Here is a 14,238-nt window from a genome sequence, read left to right as displayed (position 1 = left end):
GCGGGGCGCCGTTGTGCTGGCCGGCATCTGCCCCTAGGGTCTGGTCCAAAGAGGGGGCCTCGGGGACGGAGGCCGCCCGGCAAGACCAGAAGGTGGGCCCATGCCATTCACCGCGAAAATCCTGCTTCTCGGCTCCGGCGAGCTGGGTCGCGAATTCGTCATTTCCGCCAAGCGCCTGGGCGCGCAGGTCATTGCCTGCGACGCCTATGACAATGCCCCGGCCATGCAGGTGGCAGACGGGCGCGAGGTGTTCCCCATGCTGGACGGGGACAGGCTGCGCGCCACGGTGGAGAAGCACCGGCCCGACTTCATCGTGCCGGAGGTGGAGGCCATCCGCACGGAGATGCTGGCCGAGCTGGAGGCCGACGGCTTTACCGTTGTGCCCTCCGCCCGTGCCACGCAGATGACCATGAACCGCGATCGTATCCGCGAACTGGCGGCCGTGGATCTGGGCCTGCGCACCAGCAAGTACCGCTATGCCGAAAGCCTGGAGGAGGTGACGGCCGCCATCGCCCACACGGGCCTGCCCTGCGTGATCAAGCCCGTCATGTCGTCATCGGGCAAGGGACAGAGCACGGTCCGGGAGGAAGCGGGGCTGGAAGAGGCCTGGAACTATGCCGTGGCCAACATGCGCGGCGACCGGGCCAAGGTGATCGTGGAGGAGTTCATCCCCTTCGAGTATGAGATCACGTTGCTGACCGTGCGCACGCGCGATGGGGTGATCTATTGCCCGCCCATCGGTCACCGTCAGGAACGGGGTGATTACCAGGAAAGCTGGCAGCCCATGGCCATGCGCCCGGAACTGCTGGCCGAGGCGCAGCAGATGGCGCGCAAGGTCGTGGACGACCTGGGCGGCTATGGCATTTTCGGCGTGGAGTTTTTCGTCACGGCGACGGAGGTGATCTTCTCCGAACTGTCGCCGCGCCCGCACGATACGGGGATGGTGACGCTGGTCTCCCAGAACCTGTCGGAATTCGACCTGCATGCCCGCGCGATTCTGGGTCTGCCCATCCCGGCGGTGGAACTTTACGGCCCCTCGGCCAGCGCTGTGATCCTGGCCGATCGCCTGTCGCAGGAATTTTCCTTCACGGGTCTGGCCAATGCCCTGTTCACGGGGCGGCCGGACCAGGCGGTGGATGTGCGCCTGTTCTGCAAGCCGACGACGCGGCCCTATCGCCGCATGGGTGTGGCACTGGCCCGCGGCGCGGATACCGATGAGGCCCGTGCCACGGCTTTCGAGGCCGCGTCGCGCATCCGCATCGACTATCGCGGATGACCCGCATGCCCCCGCTGGATGGCGCCATCACCGGCATCCGGGCCGGCAGCCCGGCCTTTCGTCGGGTCAGTCTGGCGCTGTTCGCGGCGGGCTTTGCCACCTTCTCCCTGCTCTACCATGTTCAGCCGCTGTTGCCGCTGCTGGCCGATACGTTTCGCGTCGCCCCGGCGGAGGCGGCGCTGGCGCTGTCGCTGGCCACGGGCTTCCTTTCCGTGGCCATGCTGCTGGCCGGTGCGCTGGCCGATGTGTATGGGCGGCGTCCCGTCATGGTGGCGTCGCTGACCCTGTCGGCCCTGTTGACGCTGGCCACGGCCATCGTGCCATCCTGGCATGGATTGCTGGCGGCGCGGGCTCTGCTGGGCATCACCCTGGCCGGGCTGCCGGCCGTGGCCATGGCCTATCTGGGGGAGGAGATGGACCCCGGCGCCCTGGACCCCGCCATGGGGCTCTATATCGCGGGGTCGGCGCTGGGGGGCATGGCCGGGCGGCTGGTGATGGGTGTCGTTGTCGATTTCCTGCCCTGGCAGGTGGCGACGGCCGGCATCGGTGCCGCGGGGTTGCTGGCGGCCCTGGCCGTCTGGCGCTATCTGCCGCCATCCGCCGGTTTCACGCGGCGCCCGGCGCGGCCCCGCGCCATGTTGTCCGCCCTGCTGGTGCCGCTGGGGCAGGGGCGGTTGCGGCTGCTGTTCCTGCAGGGTTTCCTGCTGATGGGCGCCTTCGTCACCATCTACAATTATATCGGATTCCGCCTGCTGGCGCCGCCCTTCGACCTGCCGCAATCGCTGATCGGGCTGATCTTCGCGGCCTATCTGCTGGGCATGGGGTCATCGGCCTGGGTCGGCCGGCTGGTTGCCCGCCATGGGCGTGGTCCTGTCATGGCGGCCGGCGTGCTGATCATGGCGGCCGGCGTGGCGCTGACGGCGACCAGTCTGCTGCCGCTGGTGGTGGCCGGCATCGGGCTGTTGACCTTCGGTTTCTTCGGTGCCCATTCCATCGCCAGCGGCTGGGTCGGGGCGCTGGCGCCGGTCACGGGCAAGGCGCAGGCATCCTCGCTCTATCTCTTCTCCTATTATATGGGGTCCAGCCTGGTGGGGGCGGGCGGGGGTGTCATCTGGGCGGCCATGGGCTGGACGGGTCTGGCGCTGGTGGTGGGCGGCCTGCTGTGCCTGTCGCTGCTGCTGATCCGTATCCTCTCACGGGCCGGATAGGAGACGGCATGGAAACCATCGTCAACGTCATCCTGCCCGTCTTCGGCCTGGTGGCGATCGGTTTCATCACGGGGCGCCCCCCGCTGTTTCAGGCCGATTTTGCGCGGTCGCTGTCGAATTTCATCTTCTATCTGGCGCTGCCCTGCCTGCTGTTCCGGTCGATGGCCGCCCGCGGGTTGCCGCACGGGGATGAGTTGAACCTGATGGCGGCCTATTATCTGGCGCTGACGGTCCTGATGCTGGGCAGTTTCCTTTATGCCCGGCAGGTCCATCGCGAAAGCCTGGCCGGGGCTGCCACACTGATGCTGGGGGCCAGCTTCTCCAACACGGTGCTGGTCGGGGTGCCGCTAATCCTGGCCGCCTATGGCCAGGCCGGCCTGCAGCAGATGCTGCTGCTGGTGACCTGTCACTCGGCCTATCTGCTGGGGGGCGCCACCGTGCTGGCCGAGGCGTCGCGCGCGGCCCAGGGCGGGGCCGGCTTCCTGCGCATCACGATGCAGACGGCGGGTGCGCTGGCGAGGAACCCGGTCATCGTCTCCATCCTGGCCGGGCTGGCCTTCGGGTCGGTCGGGGGCACTATTCCGGTTCCGTTGGACAATATCATCCGCATGCTGGGGGACGCGGCGGTGCCCTGTTCCCTCTTCGCGCTGGGCGCCAGCCTGGTGGGGCTGGAAGCCCGGGGCCTGCTGGGCCGGACGAGCATGATGGTGGTGGCCAAGCTTCTGGTGCTGCCGGCCCTGGTCTTTGTTTCGGGCCGTTACATTTTCGATCTGCCGCCGCTGACCCTGGCTGTGGCCGTCACCACCGCGTCCCTGCCCAGCGGCATGAACGTGTTCCTGTTCGCCCAGCGCTATCAAACCCTTGTGTCACCTGTGGCCAGCGCCACGCTGCTGACCACCTTGCTATCGGCGCTGGTGACGGGTCTGATCATCGAATATTTCCGCGCAGCCACAGTGGTTCCGTTGTTACACGGGTAACCGGCCCTTTCCCGTAATATTTCGTTACATCTGAGAAACCATGTGTGACTTCCCGCCATAAGCCGACGCATGTAATGTCCGGCTCAGGAGGACGGGGGAAACATGGCCATGCCGCTTGCGGGCGGGCGGCCATGAGCGGTTGCCCTCGCCCGGAAGCCACGCCCGACGCCGTGGCCCCGATGATGGTGATCAAGATGACGGTTCAGCGCCTGCACACCCCGATTGGCAATGACAGCGCCCCCCCGATGCCGGGACCCCGGCATATGTCGCGGACGGCTGGACGTCCGCCGTCGCGCCTGAAATGGATCATCCTGGGCACCATCGTCCTGGTGGCGGCCGGCATCGGCACCTACCTGATGCTGAAGCCGGATGGCAAGCCCGTGGCCGGGGACAGCCCCGTCGATACCTCCAGCATCCTCACCGTGACGACGGTGACGGCCCAGCCCGGCGACATCCCCCGGCAATTGCTGGTCACGGGATCGCTGGCGGCGTGGGACGAACTGCCTATCGGGACCCAGACCTCGGGTCTGGCCATCACCCAGGTGCTGGTGGAGGAAGGGGACCAGGTCAAGGCCGGTCAGTTGCTGGCCCGTTTCGATGACGCCGTGCTGCGCGCCGACCTGATGTCGCGCGAGGCATCGCTGCGCGAGGCGCAGGCCCTGGCGACCGAGGCCGATGCCAATATCCGCCGGGCGGAGGAACTGGCGCGCACGGGCGCCATTTCCACCCGCGACCTGGATGCCCGGCGCTCCACGGCGCTGACGACCAAGGCCCGCGTTGGCGTGGCAGAGGCCGCCCGCGCCCAGGCCGCAGCCCGGCTGGCCCAGACGGAAGTGCGCAGCCCCGCCGACGGTACCGTGTCCCGCCGCAATGCCCGCCTTGGTGCCGTCATGTCGGCCGGCGGGACCGAGCTTTTCCGCATCATCCGCGATGACCGGGTCGAACTGCTGGCCGAGGTGCCGGAGATCGACCTGCGCCAGTTGGCCGTGGGGCAGACGGCCGAACTGTCGGCCGTGGATGGCAACGGCAAGCCCTTCACGGGTGCGGTGCGCATCATCTCCCCCATTGTGGAGACCAAGACCCGGATCGGCACGGTCAAGATCGAGGTGCCGCACGATCCGGGTCTGCGCCCCGGCATGTTCCTGACGGCGCGCGTGCGTACCGGCACGCAGAACGCGCCCTTGGTGCCGGAGGAAGCCATCGTCTATCGCGACGCCAAAAGCTGGGCGATCGTCATGGACCCGGCCGTCGATGACAAGGGCCACCATCTGGTGACCGCGCGGGAAGTGCAGACCGGCCCGCGTGCCGATGGCCGGGTGTCCATCCTGTCCGGCGTACAGGGCGGGGAACAGGTCGTGCTGACGGGTGCCGGCTATCTGAAGACGGGTGACAAGGTCATCGTCACCGACAAGCCGGCCGACGCCGTCAACCCGCTGCCGCAGACGAAGTAACCGCCGCTCCAGAGAAAGGCACCGGACCCATGCGCCGTGGCAATATATCGGCGGTCGCCATCCGCCATCCCGTTCCACCGATCGTCCTGTTCATCATCCTGACGCTGGCCGGTCTGGTGTCGTTCATGACGCTGGACATCACCAACAATCCCGACATCGACTTCCCCATCGTCAATGTCGGGGTCAGCCGGCCGGGCGCCGCCCCGTCGGAACTGGAACAGGAGGTGACGAAGAAGGTCGAGGATGCGGTATCGAACATCACCGGCATCGACCATGTGACCTCCACCGTCACCGACGGCTATTCCAATACGACCATCGAATTCAAGATCGGCTACAACACCGACCGCGCCGTGTCCGATGTGCGCGACGCGATCAGCCGCATCCGGTCGGACTTGCCGCAGGATATCTACGAACCGCAGGTGCAGCGCCTGGAAGCCACGGGCGACGCCATCCTTTATTATATGGTCACGTCCAAGCACCGCACGGTCGAACAGCTTTCCTGGCTGATCGACAGTGACATCGCCCGCAGCCTGAAGCGCGTCAGCGGCGTGGGCGAGGTGGAGCGGATGGGCGGTCTCAGCCGTGAGATCCGCGTCAACCTGGACCCCGTGCGCATGATGGCGCTGGGTGTCACGGCCGGCGAGGTGAACCAGCAGCTCCAGGCGCTGAATGTCGACATGCCGGGCGGCCGGGGCGAACTGGGTGCTGCCGAACAATCCATCCGCACCCTGGGCCGGGCCCAGAGCGTGGAGGAACTGCGCAATATCGAAATCGCCATTCCGGGCGGCCGCAAGGTACGCCTGTCCGATATCGCCGATGTCGTGGATGGCACGTCGGAGCTGCGCAATGTCTCGCGCCTGGACGGTGTGCCGGCGGTCGGCTTCGCTATCAGCCGCGCCCCCAATTCCAGCGAGGTCACCGTCTATAACGGCGTGAAGGAGGCGATTGCCCAGCTTGAGAAGGACTATCCCGACCTTACCGTCAAGCTGATCATCTCCAACGTCAAATTCACGATCGACAGTTATCTGGCCTCCATCGAGGCGCTGGTCATCGGCGCCATGCTGGCGGTGGGTGTCGTCTGGTGGTTCCTGCGCGACATGCGTGCCACGCTGATCTCTGCGCTGGCCATGCCGCTGTCCACGATCCCGACCTTTCTGGTCATGGATTTCCTGGGCTTCACGCTGAACGGCATCACCATGCTGGGCCTGGCCCTGGTCGTCGGCATCCTGGTCGATGACGCGATCGTGGAAATCGAGAATATCGTCCGCCATATCCGGCAGGGTAAGCGGCCCTATGCGGCCGCGCTGGAGGCGGCGGACGAGATCGGCCTGGCCGTGGTGGCCACCACCATGACCATCGTCGTCGTGTTCCTGCCCGTGTCGTTCATGCCGGGCATTGCGGGGCAGTTCTTCAAGTCCTTCGGCATCACCGTGGCCGTCGCCGTGCTGTTCTCCCTGCTGGTGGCCCGCCTGCTAACCCCGCTGATGGCTGCCTATCTGCTGACCCCGTCGCAGAAGGAGGAACATGAGGGCGGGCGCTGGGTGCAGCGGTACCTGGGTGTCCTGCATTGGTGCCTGGGCCATCGCAAGACGACGCTGTTCGCCGGCATCGCCTTCTTCCTGATGTCGCTGGGTCTGACGGCCATGCTGCCGTCCGGCTTCATCCCGGCCCAGGATATCGGGTTTTCCAACCTTCAGATCGAGATGGCGCCGGGCGTCAACCTGGAACAGATGGACGCCACATCACAGCGGGCCGCCGCCATCCTGGCCGCCCAGCCCGAGGTGGAGACGACCTGGGCCCGCAACGGACGTGGCGGCCAGGTGCGCAAGGCCTCCATCATCGTCCTGCTGAAGCCGCGGTCGGACCGTGTCCACCAGAAGGAGTTCGAGAACAGGGTCCTGGCCGAGTTGCAGAAGCTGCCGGGCGCGCGTTTCAGCTTCAACTCCACGGGCGGCTTCTCCAACCGCGATGTTTCCATCATGCTGACCAGTGAGAATGGTCCGCTGCTGGATGCCCACGCCAATCAGGTTCTGGCGGAGATGCGCTCGCTCCCCATCCTGAAGAACGTCACGTCCACGGCGCCGATGCAGCGTCCGGAAATCCAGATCAAGCCGATGTTCGACCGGGCGGCCGAGCAGGGCGTGTCGGTCTTCTCCATCGGTCAGGTGGCCAAGGTGGCCACGCTGGGTGAAATCGACACCAACTCCGCCAAGTTCAATCTGGGCGACCGGCTGGTGCCGATCCGCGTCCAGCTCGACCAGGCGGCCCGCGGTGACCTGGATACCATTGCCAACCTGCGGGTGCGGACGAACACGGGTGAAACCGTCCCCCTGTCGGCCGTGGCCCAGCTTGAGATGGGCGCCGGTGCCGTCCAGATCGACCGTTTCGACCGCGCCCGCCGCATCTCGGTGCAGGCCGACCTGAACGGGGTGGAACTGGGCGATGCCATGAAGGCCATCAACGCCCTCCCATCCATGAGCCACCTGCCGTCCGGTGTCACCAAGCCGGCCTATGGCGGTTCGGAACAGATGGCCATCCTGTTCATGGGTTTCGCCGTGGCGCTGGGCACCGCCTTCCTGCTGATCATCGCGGTGCTGGTGCTGCTGTTCCACAATTTCTTCCAGCCGATCACCATCATGACGGCGTTGCCCCTGTCGCTGGGCGGGGCAGTGGCCGGGTTGCTGATGTGCGACATGGCGCTGTCCCTGCCGGCGCTGATCGGCATCCTGATGCTGATGGGTATCGTGACCAAGAACTCCATCCTGCTGGTGGATTATGCCATGGCCGCGATGCAGGACCACGGGATGAACCGGCACGACGCGCTGATGGATGCCGGTGCCAAGCGCGCCCGCCCCATCATCATGACCACCATCGCGATGGCGGCCGGCATGGTGCCCATCGCCCTGGGCTGGGGCGCGGATACGGAATTCCGCCAGCCGATGGCGGTGGCGGTGATCGGCGGTCTCTTGACCTCCACGCTGCTGTCGCTGGTCTTTGTGCCGATCATGTTCACCCTGATGGATGATTTCCAGCACTGGCTGAGCCCCAAGCTGGGCCGGTTCCTGACACCGAAGGAGGAGGTGCCCCTGCGCCCCCACCCGGTGGACGGCGAATAACCGGGTCATTCCTGTGTACCCATGATCGACGACGCCCGGATGGCCCCGCCATCCGGGCGTAATCTTGTTACGTGGATTCGCCGTATTCTTGTAATAACCGGCCGGCAATGCATGTCTGGCATTTGCCATTCGGCTTCTGCCGGGGCTTGCGGGCGGGGGGATGGCATCCTATTCCGGCAGCCGACAGGCCGCCATCCGGTGCGGCCCCAGCCTGTGAAAGGACCATCCGGTGAGCATCACCCGCCTGCAGCCCGGCCGCCGTATGAGCGAAGCTGCCATCCATGCCGGCACTGTCTATCTGGCTGGCCAGGTGGCCACCGATGTGACGGCCGACATCAAGGGCCAGACGGCCCAGGTCCTGGCGCAGATCGACGCCCTGCTGGCCGAAGCCGGCTCGGCCAAGTCCAAGATTCTGTCCACGACCATCTATCTCTCTGCCATTGGCAATTTCGCCGCCATGAACGAGGTCTGGGACGCCTGGGTGGACCAAGCAAACCCGCCGGCCCGCGCTACGGTGGAAGCCCGTCTGGCCGCCCCCGGCTATCTGGTGGAAATCGTCTGCATCGCGGCGGTCTGATTTCGAGACGCGACGAACGGCGCTCTGGCGGTGGGCCGTTCGTCGCGCTATCTGAACCGCTTGAACGGCGGCCCCCGGCCCGCCGCCCCCGAAAGACCCGGAGCCAGACCAATGCCCGACGATAACGCGCGCCAATCCTTCAGCCTGTTCCCGCTGGGTCCTGACACGACCCCTTATCGCAAGCTGACCAGCGACCATGTCTCCACCGTCGACTTCGATGGCGAGACGATGCTGAAGGTGGAGCCCGAGGGCCTGCGCCTCCTGGCCGAAACGGCCTTCTCCGACATCAACCATTTCCTGCGCCCCGGCCATCTGGGTCAGCTCCGCGCCATCCTGGAGGACCCGGAGGCATCGCCCAACGACCGGTTCGTGGCGCTGGACCTGCTGAAGAATGCCTCCATCGCGTCCGGTGGCGTGCTGCCCATGTGCCAGGATACGGGCACGGCCATCATTATGGGCAAGAAGGGCCGCCGGGTCTGGACCAAGGGCGCCGACGAGGCGGCCCTGTCCGAAGGGGTGGCCGATGCCTACGCCAGGCGCAACCTGCGCTACAGCCAGGTCGCACCCCTGTCGATGTATGAAGAGAAGAACACCCGTACCAACCTGCCGGGCCAGGTCGAGATCTTTGCGGAGGGCGAGGATGCATACAAGTTCCTGTTCATGGCCAAGGGCGGCGGGTCGGCCAACAAGACCTTCCTGTTCCAGGCCACGCCGTCCGTGCTGGCGCCTGACCGTCTGATCCCCTTCATTGAGGAGAAGATGGCCTCGCTGGGGACGTCCGCCTGCCCGCCCTATCATCTGGCCGTGGTGATCGGCGGCCTGTCGGCCGAACAGAACCTGAAGACGGTGAAGCTCGCCTCGGCGCGCTATTATGACAGCCTGCCGACGGAAGGGTCGGAAAGCGGTCATGCCTACCGTGACCTGGATATGGAAAAGGCGCTGTTCAAGGCCGCGCAGGGATTGGGCATCGGGGCGCAGTTTGGTGGGAAGTATTTCTGCCATGATGTCCGCGTCATCCGCCTGCCGCGCCATGGCGCCTCCTTGCCCATTGGCATCGGCGTTTCCTGCTCGGCCGACCGCCAGGCGCTGGCCAAGATCACGAAAGACGGCATCTATCTGGAACAGTTGGAGACCGATCCCGCCCGCTTCCTGCCGGAAGTGGACGACGCGGCGCTGTCGGGTGAGGTGGTCAAGATCGACCTGACCCAGCCCATGGACCAGATCCGCAAGGTGCTGAGCCAGTATCCGATCCGAACCCGCGTGTCCCTGACCGGTCCGCTGATCGTGGCGCGCGATAGCGCGCATGCCAAGCTGCGGGCCCTGCTGGATGACGGGCAGCCGCTGCCGGATTATTTCAAGAACCATCCGATCTATTATGCCGGCCCCGCCAAGACGCCGGAAGGATACGCTTCGGGCTCCTTCGGCCCGACAACGGCGGGCCGCATGGACAGCTTTGTGGATCAGTTCCAGGCGGCGGGCGGCTCCTTCGTCATGCTGGCCAAGGGCAACCGCTCGCCGGCGGTCAAGAATGCCTGCCAGAAGCATGGCGGCTTCTATCTGGGCTCCATCGGCGGTGCCGCCGCCCGTCTGGCCCAGGACTGCATCAAAAAGGTGGAATGCATCGCCTATCCCGAATTGGGCATGGAAGCCATCTGGCGCATCGAGGTGGAGGATTTCCCCGCCTTCATCATCACCGATGACAAGGGCAACGATTTCTTCGAGGCGACGAAGTGACGATATCCGCCGCCGGGCCATTCCCGGCGGGGGGATGATGGCGATGAAAAGGGCGCTCGGCATCCACCGGGCGCCCTTTCTTTGGCCGATTTGCGCTACTATGGCGGGCATGACACGCCTGTTTCTCTGCCTGCTGGCACTCCTGTCCCTGTCTTTCGATGTCCAGGCTGCCGGGCGCTTTCAGGCGGACTGTTTCGATGTGGCGGCCGTGGGCCGGTTGACCGAACAGGTGGCCCTTCCGCAGACACCGGACGCGGAAGAGATCTTGCCGGATGCTGTGTTTCGGATGCGCTTCCAGGTGGAGCAGCATTTCACACCGGACGCTACGGAGCGGTGGCTGCAGGTGCACGCCGTGCAGCATGTCGGCTTCAGTCCGGCCATTCGCCATTTTCTGATTCTGGCGCGCCGGGGGCCGGGGACGGACTATGGCTTGTCCGGACTGGTGGCCAGCGTTGTCCGTGACCGCGATGGCCAGTTCGTCATTCCGCTTTCCCGGCTGACGGCGGACACCCTGCAGGGCCAGGGATCGGCGGCGTTGGCCACCCGCCTGATCCGCTATCGCGCCGGGGAGGCATGATGGCTGGCCACCAATCGGCAATTGCACATAGATCGGGTGATGGAAGAGCCTGGCCTGGCCGTCCCCGACCTAGTCGCCGCCCTGTCGGCCGCGCACTGTCCGCTGCCGGCGATGGGCGGACGATAAGGCAGCCTTCATGACAGCAGCGCCATCGCCTGTTCGCAGAATGCGGCCCGTTGCCGCTCATATTCGATGCCGGCTTTCAGGACCAGATGGCGCAGTTGCTGAGCGCGGTCGGTCGGGGGCGGGGTGAAGTCCCGCTTCTCGATGTCCTCATAGGTTTTCAGCCGCTCGCGGTGATGCCGCGTCAAGGCGGCCAGATTGTCCGGCAGGGCCGTCGGGCCGACCACGGCTTCCGCCCGCAACCGGACCATCATCTCGTCCCGGATGGGCAGGGGTTCCTGGCTTTCAGCCGTCCAGCGGGCCAGTTCCGCGCGGCCCGCCGGCAAGACCCGATAGGTGCGCTTGCGTCCCCGTGCGCCGTCCACGGCCCGGCCCTCAATCCAGCCCGCTGCCTCCAGCCGGGCCAGTTCGCGGTAAATCTGCTGATGCGTGGCCTGCCAGAAATAACCGATGGACCGGTCGAAGCGCCCGGCCAGTTCCGATCCGGCGCCGGGACGTTCAATCAGGGCAGTCAGCAGGGCATGGGGCAGGGACATGCGGAAATTCCGGTGCTTGGGGGCGGGAGGGGCCTTCATAGGAGCCCCCTCCCGGCAATGTCCAATCAGGTCTTGGCCTTGAAGGCCGCGATGTCCTGGCCGACGCGCCGGCCCATCTCCGCCGCCAGGGCCTGCAATCCGCTCAAGGGCCGGATCATCACCTCGAACTCCCGGATCAGTCCCTGCTCGTCGAAGCGGATGAAGTCGATTCCCTTCACTTGGCGGCCCTCCACCGTCGCGCTGAATTCCAGCACGACATTCAGCCCATCCGCCGTCACGGCCGTGCGGTGATAGGTGAAGTCACCGAATACCTGCATGACGTTGCCGATCGCCATCAGCAGGGCATCCGCCCCCTGATAGGGCGTATGGGCCACGGGCGACCGGAACACGGCCTGTTCATGGGTGATGCTACGCAGGGCGTCGATGGACTGTTTGGCGACGATGTCGTGCCAGATGGCCAGGGAGGCGGCGGCGGCCGGATGCAGGCCGGTATGGGTGGTCATGGTCTTGATCCTTCTCATACAGAATTCAGAGGGTGGCCGCCAGGCGCGTGCCCTGGTTGATGGCGCGCTTGGCGTCCAGTTCAGCTGCGACATCGGCCCCGCCGATCAGGTGGACACGGACGCCGCGCGCCTCCAGATCGGCCTGCAGGGCGCGCAGCGGCTCCTGGCCGGCGCAGATGACGACATTGTCCACCTCCAGGACCTTGTCCTGGCCGCCGATGGTGACATGCAGGCCCTCATCGTCGATGCGGCGATAGGTGACGCCGCCGATGGTGGCGACACCATGCATCTTCAACACGGTGCGATGGATCCAGCCGGTCGTCTTACCCAGATTCTCACCCAGCTTGCCTTCCGTGCGCTGCAGCAGGAAGACCTGTCTTCCATTATGCACCACTTCCGGCTTGGCGCAGCCGCCGGCCCGGCGATAATCGGGATCGACGCCCCATTGCTTGAAGAAACGGTCGGTCGACGGCGCCTCGTGCCGTTCCACCAGATAGGTGCTGACATCGAATCCGATGCCGCCGGCACCGATGACAGCCACCTTCCGGCCCACGGGCACCTCGTCGCGCAGAACGTCCAGATAGCCCAGCACCTTGGGGTGGTCGATGCCGTCGATGGCCGGCTTGCGCGGCACGACGCCGGTGGCCAGCACCACCTCATCGAACCCGCCTGCGGCCAGCAGGTCGGCATCGGCCCGCGTGTTCAGGCGGACGGTGACGCCCTTCAGGTCCAGTTGCCGGCGGAAATAGCGCAGGGTTTCGTTGAACTCCTCCTTGCCGGGAATTTTCTTGGCGATGTTGAACTGGCCGCCGATCTGCGCTGATGCTTCAAACAGGGTGACCTTGTGCCCGCGCTCCGCTGCGGTCACGGCAAAGGCCAGACCGGCCGGACCGGCCCCGACAACGGCGATCTTCTTGGGCGTGGGCGTGGGGGCGATGACCAGCTTGGTTTCGTGGCAGGCCCGCGGATTGACCAGGCAGGAGGTGATCTTGCCACTGAACGTGTGGTCCAGGCAGGCCTGGTTGCAGGCGATGCAGGTATTGATCTCATCGGCCCGGTTCTCGCGCGCCTTGATCACGAAATGCGCATCGGCCAGGAAGGGCCGGGCCATCGAGACCATGTCGCAATAACCCTCCGCCAGCAGGCTCTCGGCCACCTCGGGCGTGTTGATCCGGTTGGTGGCGATCAGCGGAATCGACACCTTGCCCTTCAGCTGCTTCGTCACCCAGGCAAAGGCCGCGCGGGGCACAGAGGTGGCAATCGTTGGGATGCGCGCTTCATGCCAGCCGATGCCGGTATTCAGAATGGTGGCGCCGGCTGCCTCAATGGCCTGTCCCAGCCGCACCACCTCTCCCAGCGTCGATCCGCCCTCCACCAGATCCAGCATGGACAGGCGATAGATGATGATGAAGTCAGGGCCGACTTTTTCCCTGATGCGGCGAACGATCTCGACAGGCAGGCGGATGCGGTTCTCATAAGGCCCGCCCCATTCATCGTCGCGATGATTGGTACGGGCTGCGATGAACTCGTTGATCAGATAGCCCTCGGAGCCCATGACCTCCACCCCGTCATAACCGGCCATCTGGGCCAGGGCGGCGCAGCGCACGAAATCGGCGATGGTCTCCTCCACCTCCTCCCCCGTCAGGGCATGGGGGACGAAAGGGTTGATGGGCGCCTTGATTGCTGACGGGGCGACGAGGTCCTGCTGATAGGAATAGCGGCCGAAATGCAGGATCTGCAGGGCGATCTTACCGCCCTCCCTATGGACGGCATCGGTGACGATCCGGTGATGCTCGGCTTCCTCCTCCGTCGCCAGTACCGCGCCAAAGGGGGCAGGGCGCCCGCGTTCACTGGGGGCGATGCCGCCGGTGACAATCAACCCGACCTCGCCGCGTGCCCGCTCGGCATAAAAGGCGGCCATCCGCTCAAAGCCGTTTGGCGCCTCTTCCAACCCCACATGCATCGATCCCATCAGCACGCGGTTGCGCAGGCTGGTGAAGCCAAGGTCAAGCGGCTGAAGCAGGTGGGGGTAGGCCGTCATGTCGTTATCCTTTATGCAACTGGTTGAGTAAACCATGATTGCCTATTGGATCATCCGCAACCTGTTTCAGAACATGGCCGGACGGATACCGCCTGCGTGCCTCTCATGGCCGGCGTTCC

Annotated in this window: 11 protein-coding genes; 8 read left to right on the top strand and 3 right to left on the bottom strand. The window is 65.7% G+C overall.

Annotated features, from left to right (window positions below):
- Positions 1–100: 100 nt before the first annotated feature.
- From purT to ACM9LZ_RS15890, 8 genes are all read left to right on the top strand, one after another.
- Entirely contained in the window at positions 101–1,276 is a 1,176-nt protein-coding gene (gene purT, locus ACM9LZ_RS15925; RefSeq protein ID WP_416620482.1) for a formate-dependent phosphoribosylglycinamide formyltransferase, read from the top strand.
- A gap of 5 nt (positions 1,277–1,281) precedes the next feature.
- Positions 1,282–2,484 (top strand): MFS transporter, encoded by a 1,203-nt coding sequence (locus ACM9LZ_RS15920; RefSeq protein WP_416620481.1) that lies wholly within the window; start codon positions 1,282–1,284, stop codon positions 2,482–2,484.
- 8 nt (positions 2,485–2,492) lie between these two features.
- A complete protein-coding gene (locus ACM9LZ_RS15915; RefSeq protein WP_416620480.1) occupies positions 2,493–3,461 on the top strand; it encodes an AEC family transporter in 969 nt (322 codons plus the stop codon).
- 131 nt (positions 3,462–3,592) lie between these two features.
- Complete coding sequence (locus ACM9LZ_RS15910) at positions 3,593–4,912, top strand: efflux RND transporter periplasmic adaptor subunit (RefSeq protein ID WP_416620479.1); 1,320 nt, start codon at positions 3,593–3,595, stop codon at positions 4,910–4,912.
- A 29-nt stretch (positions 4,913–4,941) separates the two neighbouring features.
- On the top strand, positions 4,942–8,028 hold the full coding sequence (locus tag ACM9LZ_RS15905) for an efflux RND transporter permease subunit (protein WP_416620478.1): 3,087 nt from the start codon (positions 4,942–4,944) through the stop codon (positions 8,026–8,028).
- A 229-nt stretch (positions 8,029–8,257) separates the two neighbouring features.
- Positions 8,258–8,605 (top strand): RidA family protein, encoded by a 348-nt coding sequence (locus ACM9LZ_RS15900; RefSeq protein WP_416620477.1) that lies wholly within the window; start codon positions 8,258–8,260, stop codon positions 8,603–8,605.
- Between the two features lie 111 nt (positions 8,606–8,716).
- A complete protein-coding gene (locus ACM9LZ_RS15895) occupies positions 8,717–10,339 on the top strand; it encodes a fumarate hydratase (RefSeq protein WP_416620476.1) in 1,623 nt (540 codons plus the stop codon).
- A gap of 109 nt (positions 10,340–10,448) precedes the next feature.
- The gene (locus ACM9LZ_RS15890; RefSeq protein WP_416620475.1) at positions 10,449–10,916 is read left to right on the top strand and encodes a hypothetical protein; all 468 of its coding nucleotides are present in this window, start codon (positions 10,449–10,451) and stop codon (positions 10,914–10,916) included.
- Positions 10,917–11,050: 134 nt separating this feature from the next.
- Here the strand turns inward: ACM9LZ_RS15890 and ACM9LZ_RS15885 are convergent, their stop codons facing one another.
- From ACM9LZ_RS15885 to ACM9LZ_RS15875, 3 genes are all read right to left on the bottom strand, one after another.
- A complete protein-coding gene (locus ACM9LZ_RS15885; RefSeq protein ID WP_416620474.1) occupies positions 11,051–11,575 on the bottom strand; it encodes a PadR family transcriptional regulator in 525 nt (174 codons plus the stop codon).
- A gap of 65 nt (positions 11,576–11,640) precedes the next feature.
- The gene (locus ACM9LZ_RS15880; protein WP_416620473.1) at positions 11,641–12,078 is read right to left on the bottom strand and encodes a nuclear transport factor 2 family protein; all 438 of its coding nucleotides are present in this window, start codon (positions 12,076–12,078) and stop codon (positions 11,641–11,643) included.
- A gap of 25 nt (positions 12,079–12,103) precedes the next feature.
- Positions 12,104–14,119 carry an oxidoreductase gene (locus ACM9LZ_RS15875; RefSeq protein ID WP_416620472.1) on the bottom strand — a complete coding sequence of 672 codons (2,016 nt, stop codon included), beginning with the start codon at positions 14,117–14,119 and terminating at the stop codon, positions 12,104–12,106.
- Positions 14,120–14,238: the final 119 nt, after the last annotated feature.

Source organism: Niveispirillum fermenti, from assembly GCF_048066175.1.
Lineage (GTDB): Bacteria > Pseudomonadota > Alphaproteobacteria > Azospirillales > Azospirillaceae > Niveispirillum > Niveispirillum fermenti.
Note: the sequence above shows the minus strand (reverse complement) of the source record. Positions and strands in the feature narration are given on the sequence as shown.

Excerpts from the sequence above, each read along its gene's own strand:
- ACM9LZ_RS15885 (WP_416620474.1), bottom strand. The coding sequence starts at position 11,575 with ATGTCCCTGCCCCATGCCCTGCTGACTGCCCTGATTGAACGTCCCGGC.
- ACM9LZ_RS15915 (WP_416620480.1), top strand. The coding sequence starts at position 2,493 with ATGGAAACCATCGTCAACGTCATCCTGCCCGTCTTCGGCCTGGTGGCG.
- ACM9LZ_RS15890 (WP_416620475.1), top strand. The coding sequence starts at position 10,449 with ATGACACGCCTGTTTCTCTGCCTGCTGGCACTCCTGTCCCTGTCTTTC.
- purT (WP_416620482.1), top strand. The coding sequence starts at position 101 with ATGCCATTCACCGCGAAAATCCTGCTTCTCGGCTCCGGCGAGCTGGGT.
- ACM9LZ_RS15895 (WP_416620476.1), top strand. The coding sequence starts at position 8,717 with ATGCCCGACGATAACGCGCGCCAATCCTTCAGCCTGTTCCCGCTGGGT.
- ACM9LZ_RS15910 (WP_416620479.1), top strand. The coding sequence starts at position 3,593 with ATGAGCGGTTGCCCTCGCCCGGAAGCCACGCCCGACGCCGTGGCCCCG.
- ACM9LZ_RS15920 (WP_416620481.1), top strand. The coding sequence starts at position 1,282 with ATGCCCCCGCTGGATGGCGCCATCACCGGCATCCGGGCCGGCAGCCCG.
- ACM9LZ_RS15880 (WP_416620473.1), bottom strand. The coding sequence starts at position 12,078 with ATGACCACCCATACCGGCCTGCATCCGGCCGCCGCCGCCTCCCTGGCC.
- ACM9LZ_RS15905 (WP_416620478.1), top strand. The coding sequence starts at position 4,942 with ATGCGCCGTGGCAATATATCGGCGGTCGCCATCCGCCATCCCGTTCCA.
- ACM9LZ_RS15875 (WP_416620472.1), bottom strand. The coding sequence starts at position 14,119 with ATGACGGCCTACCCCCACCTGCTTCAGCCGCTTGACCTTGGCTTCACC.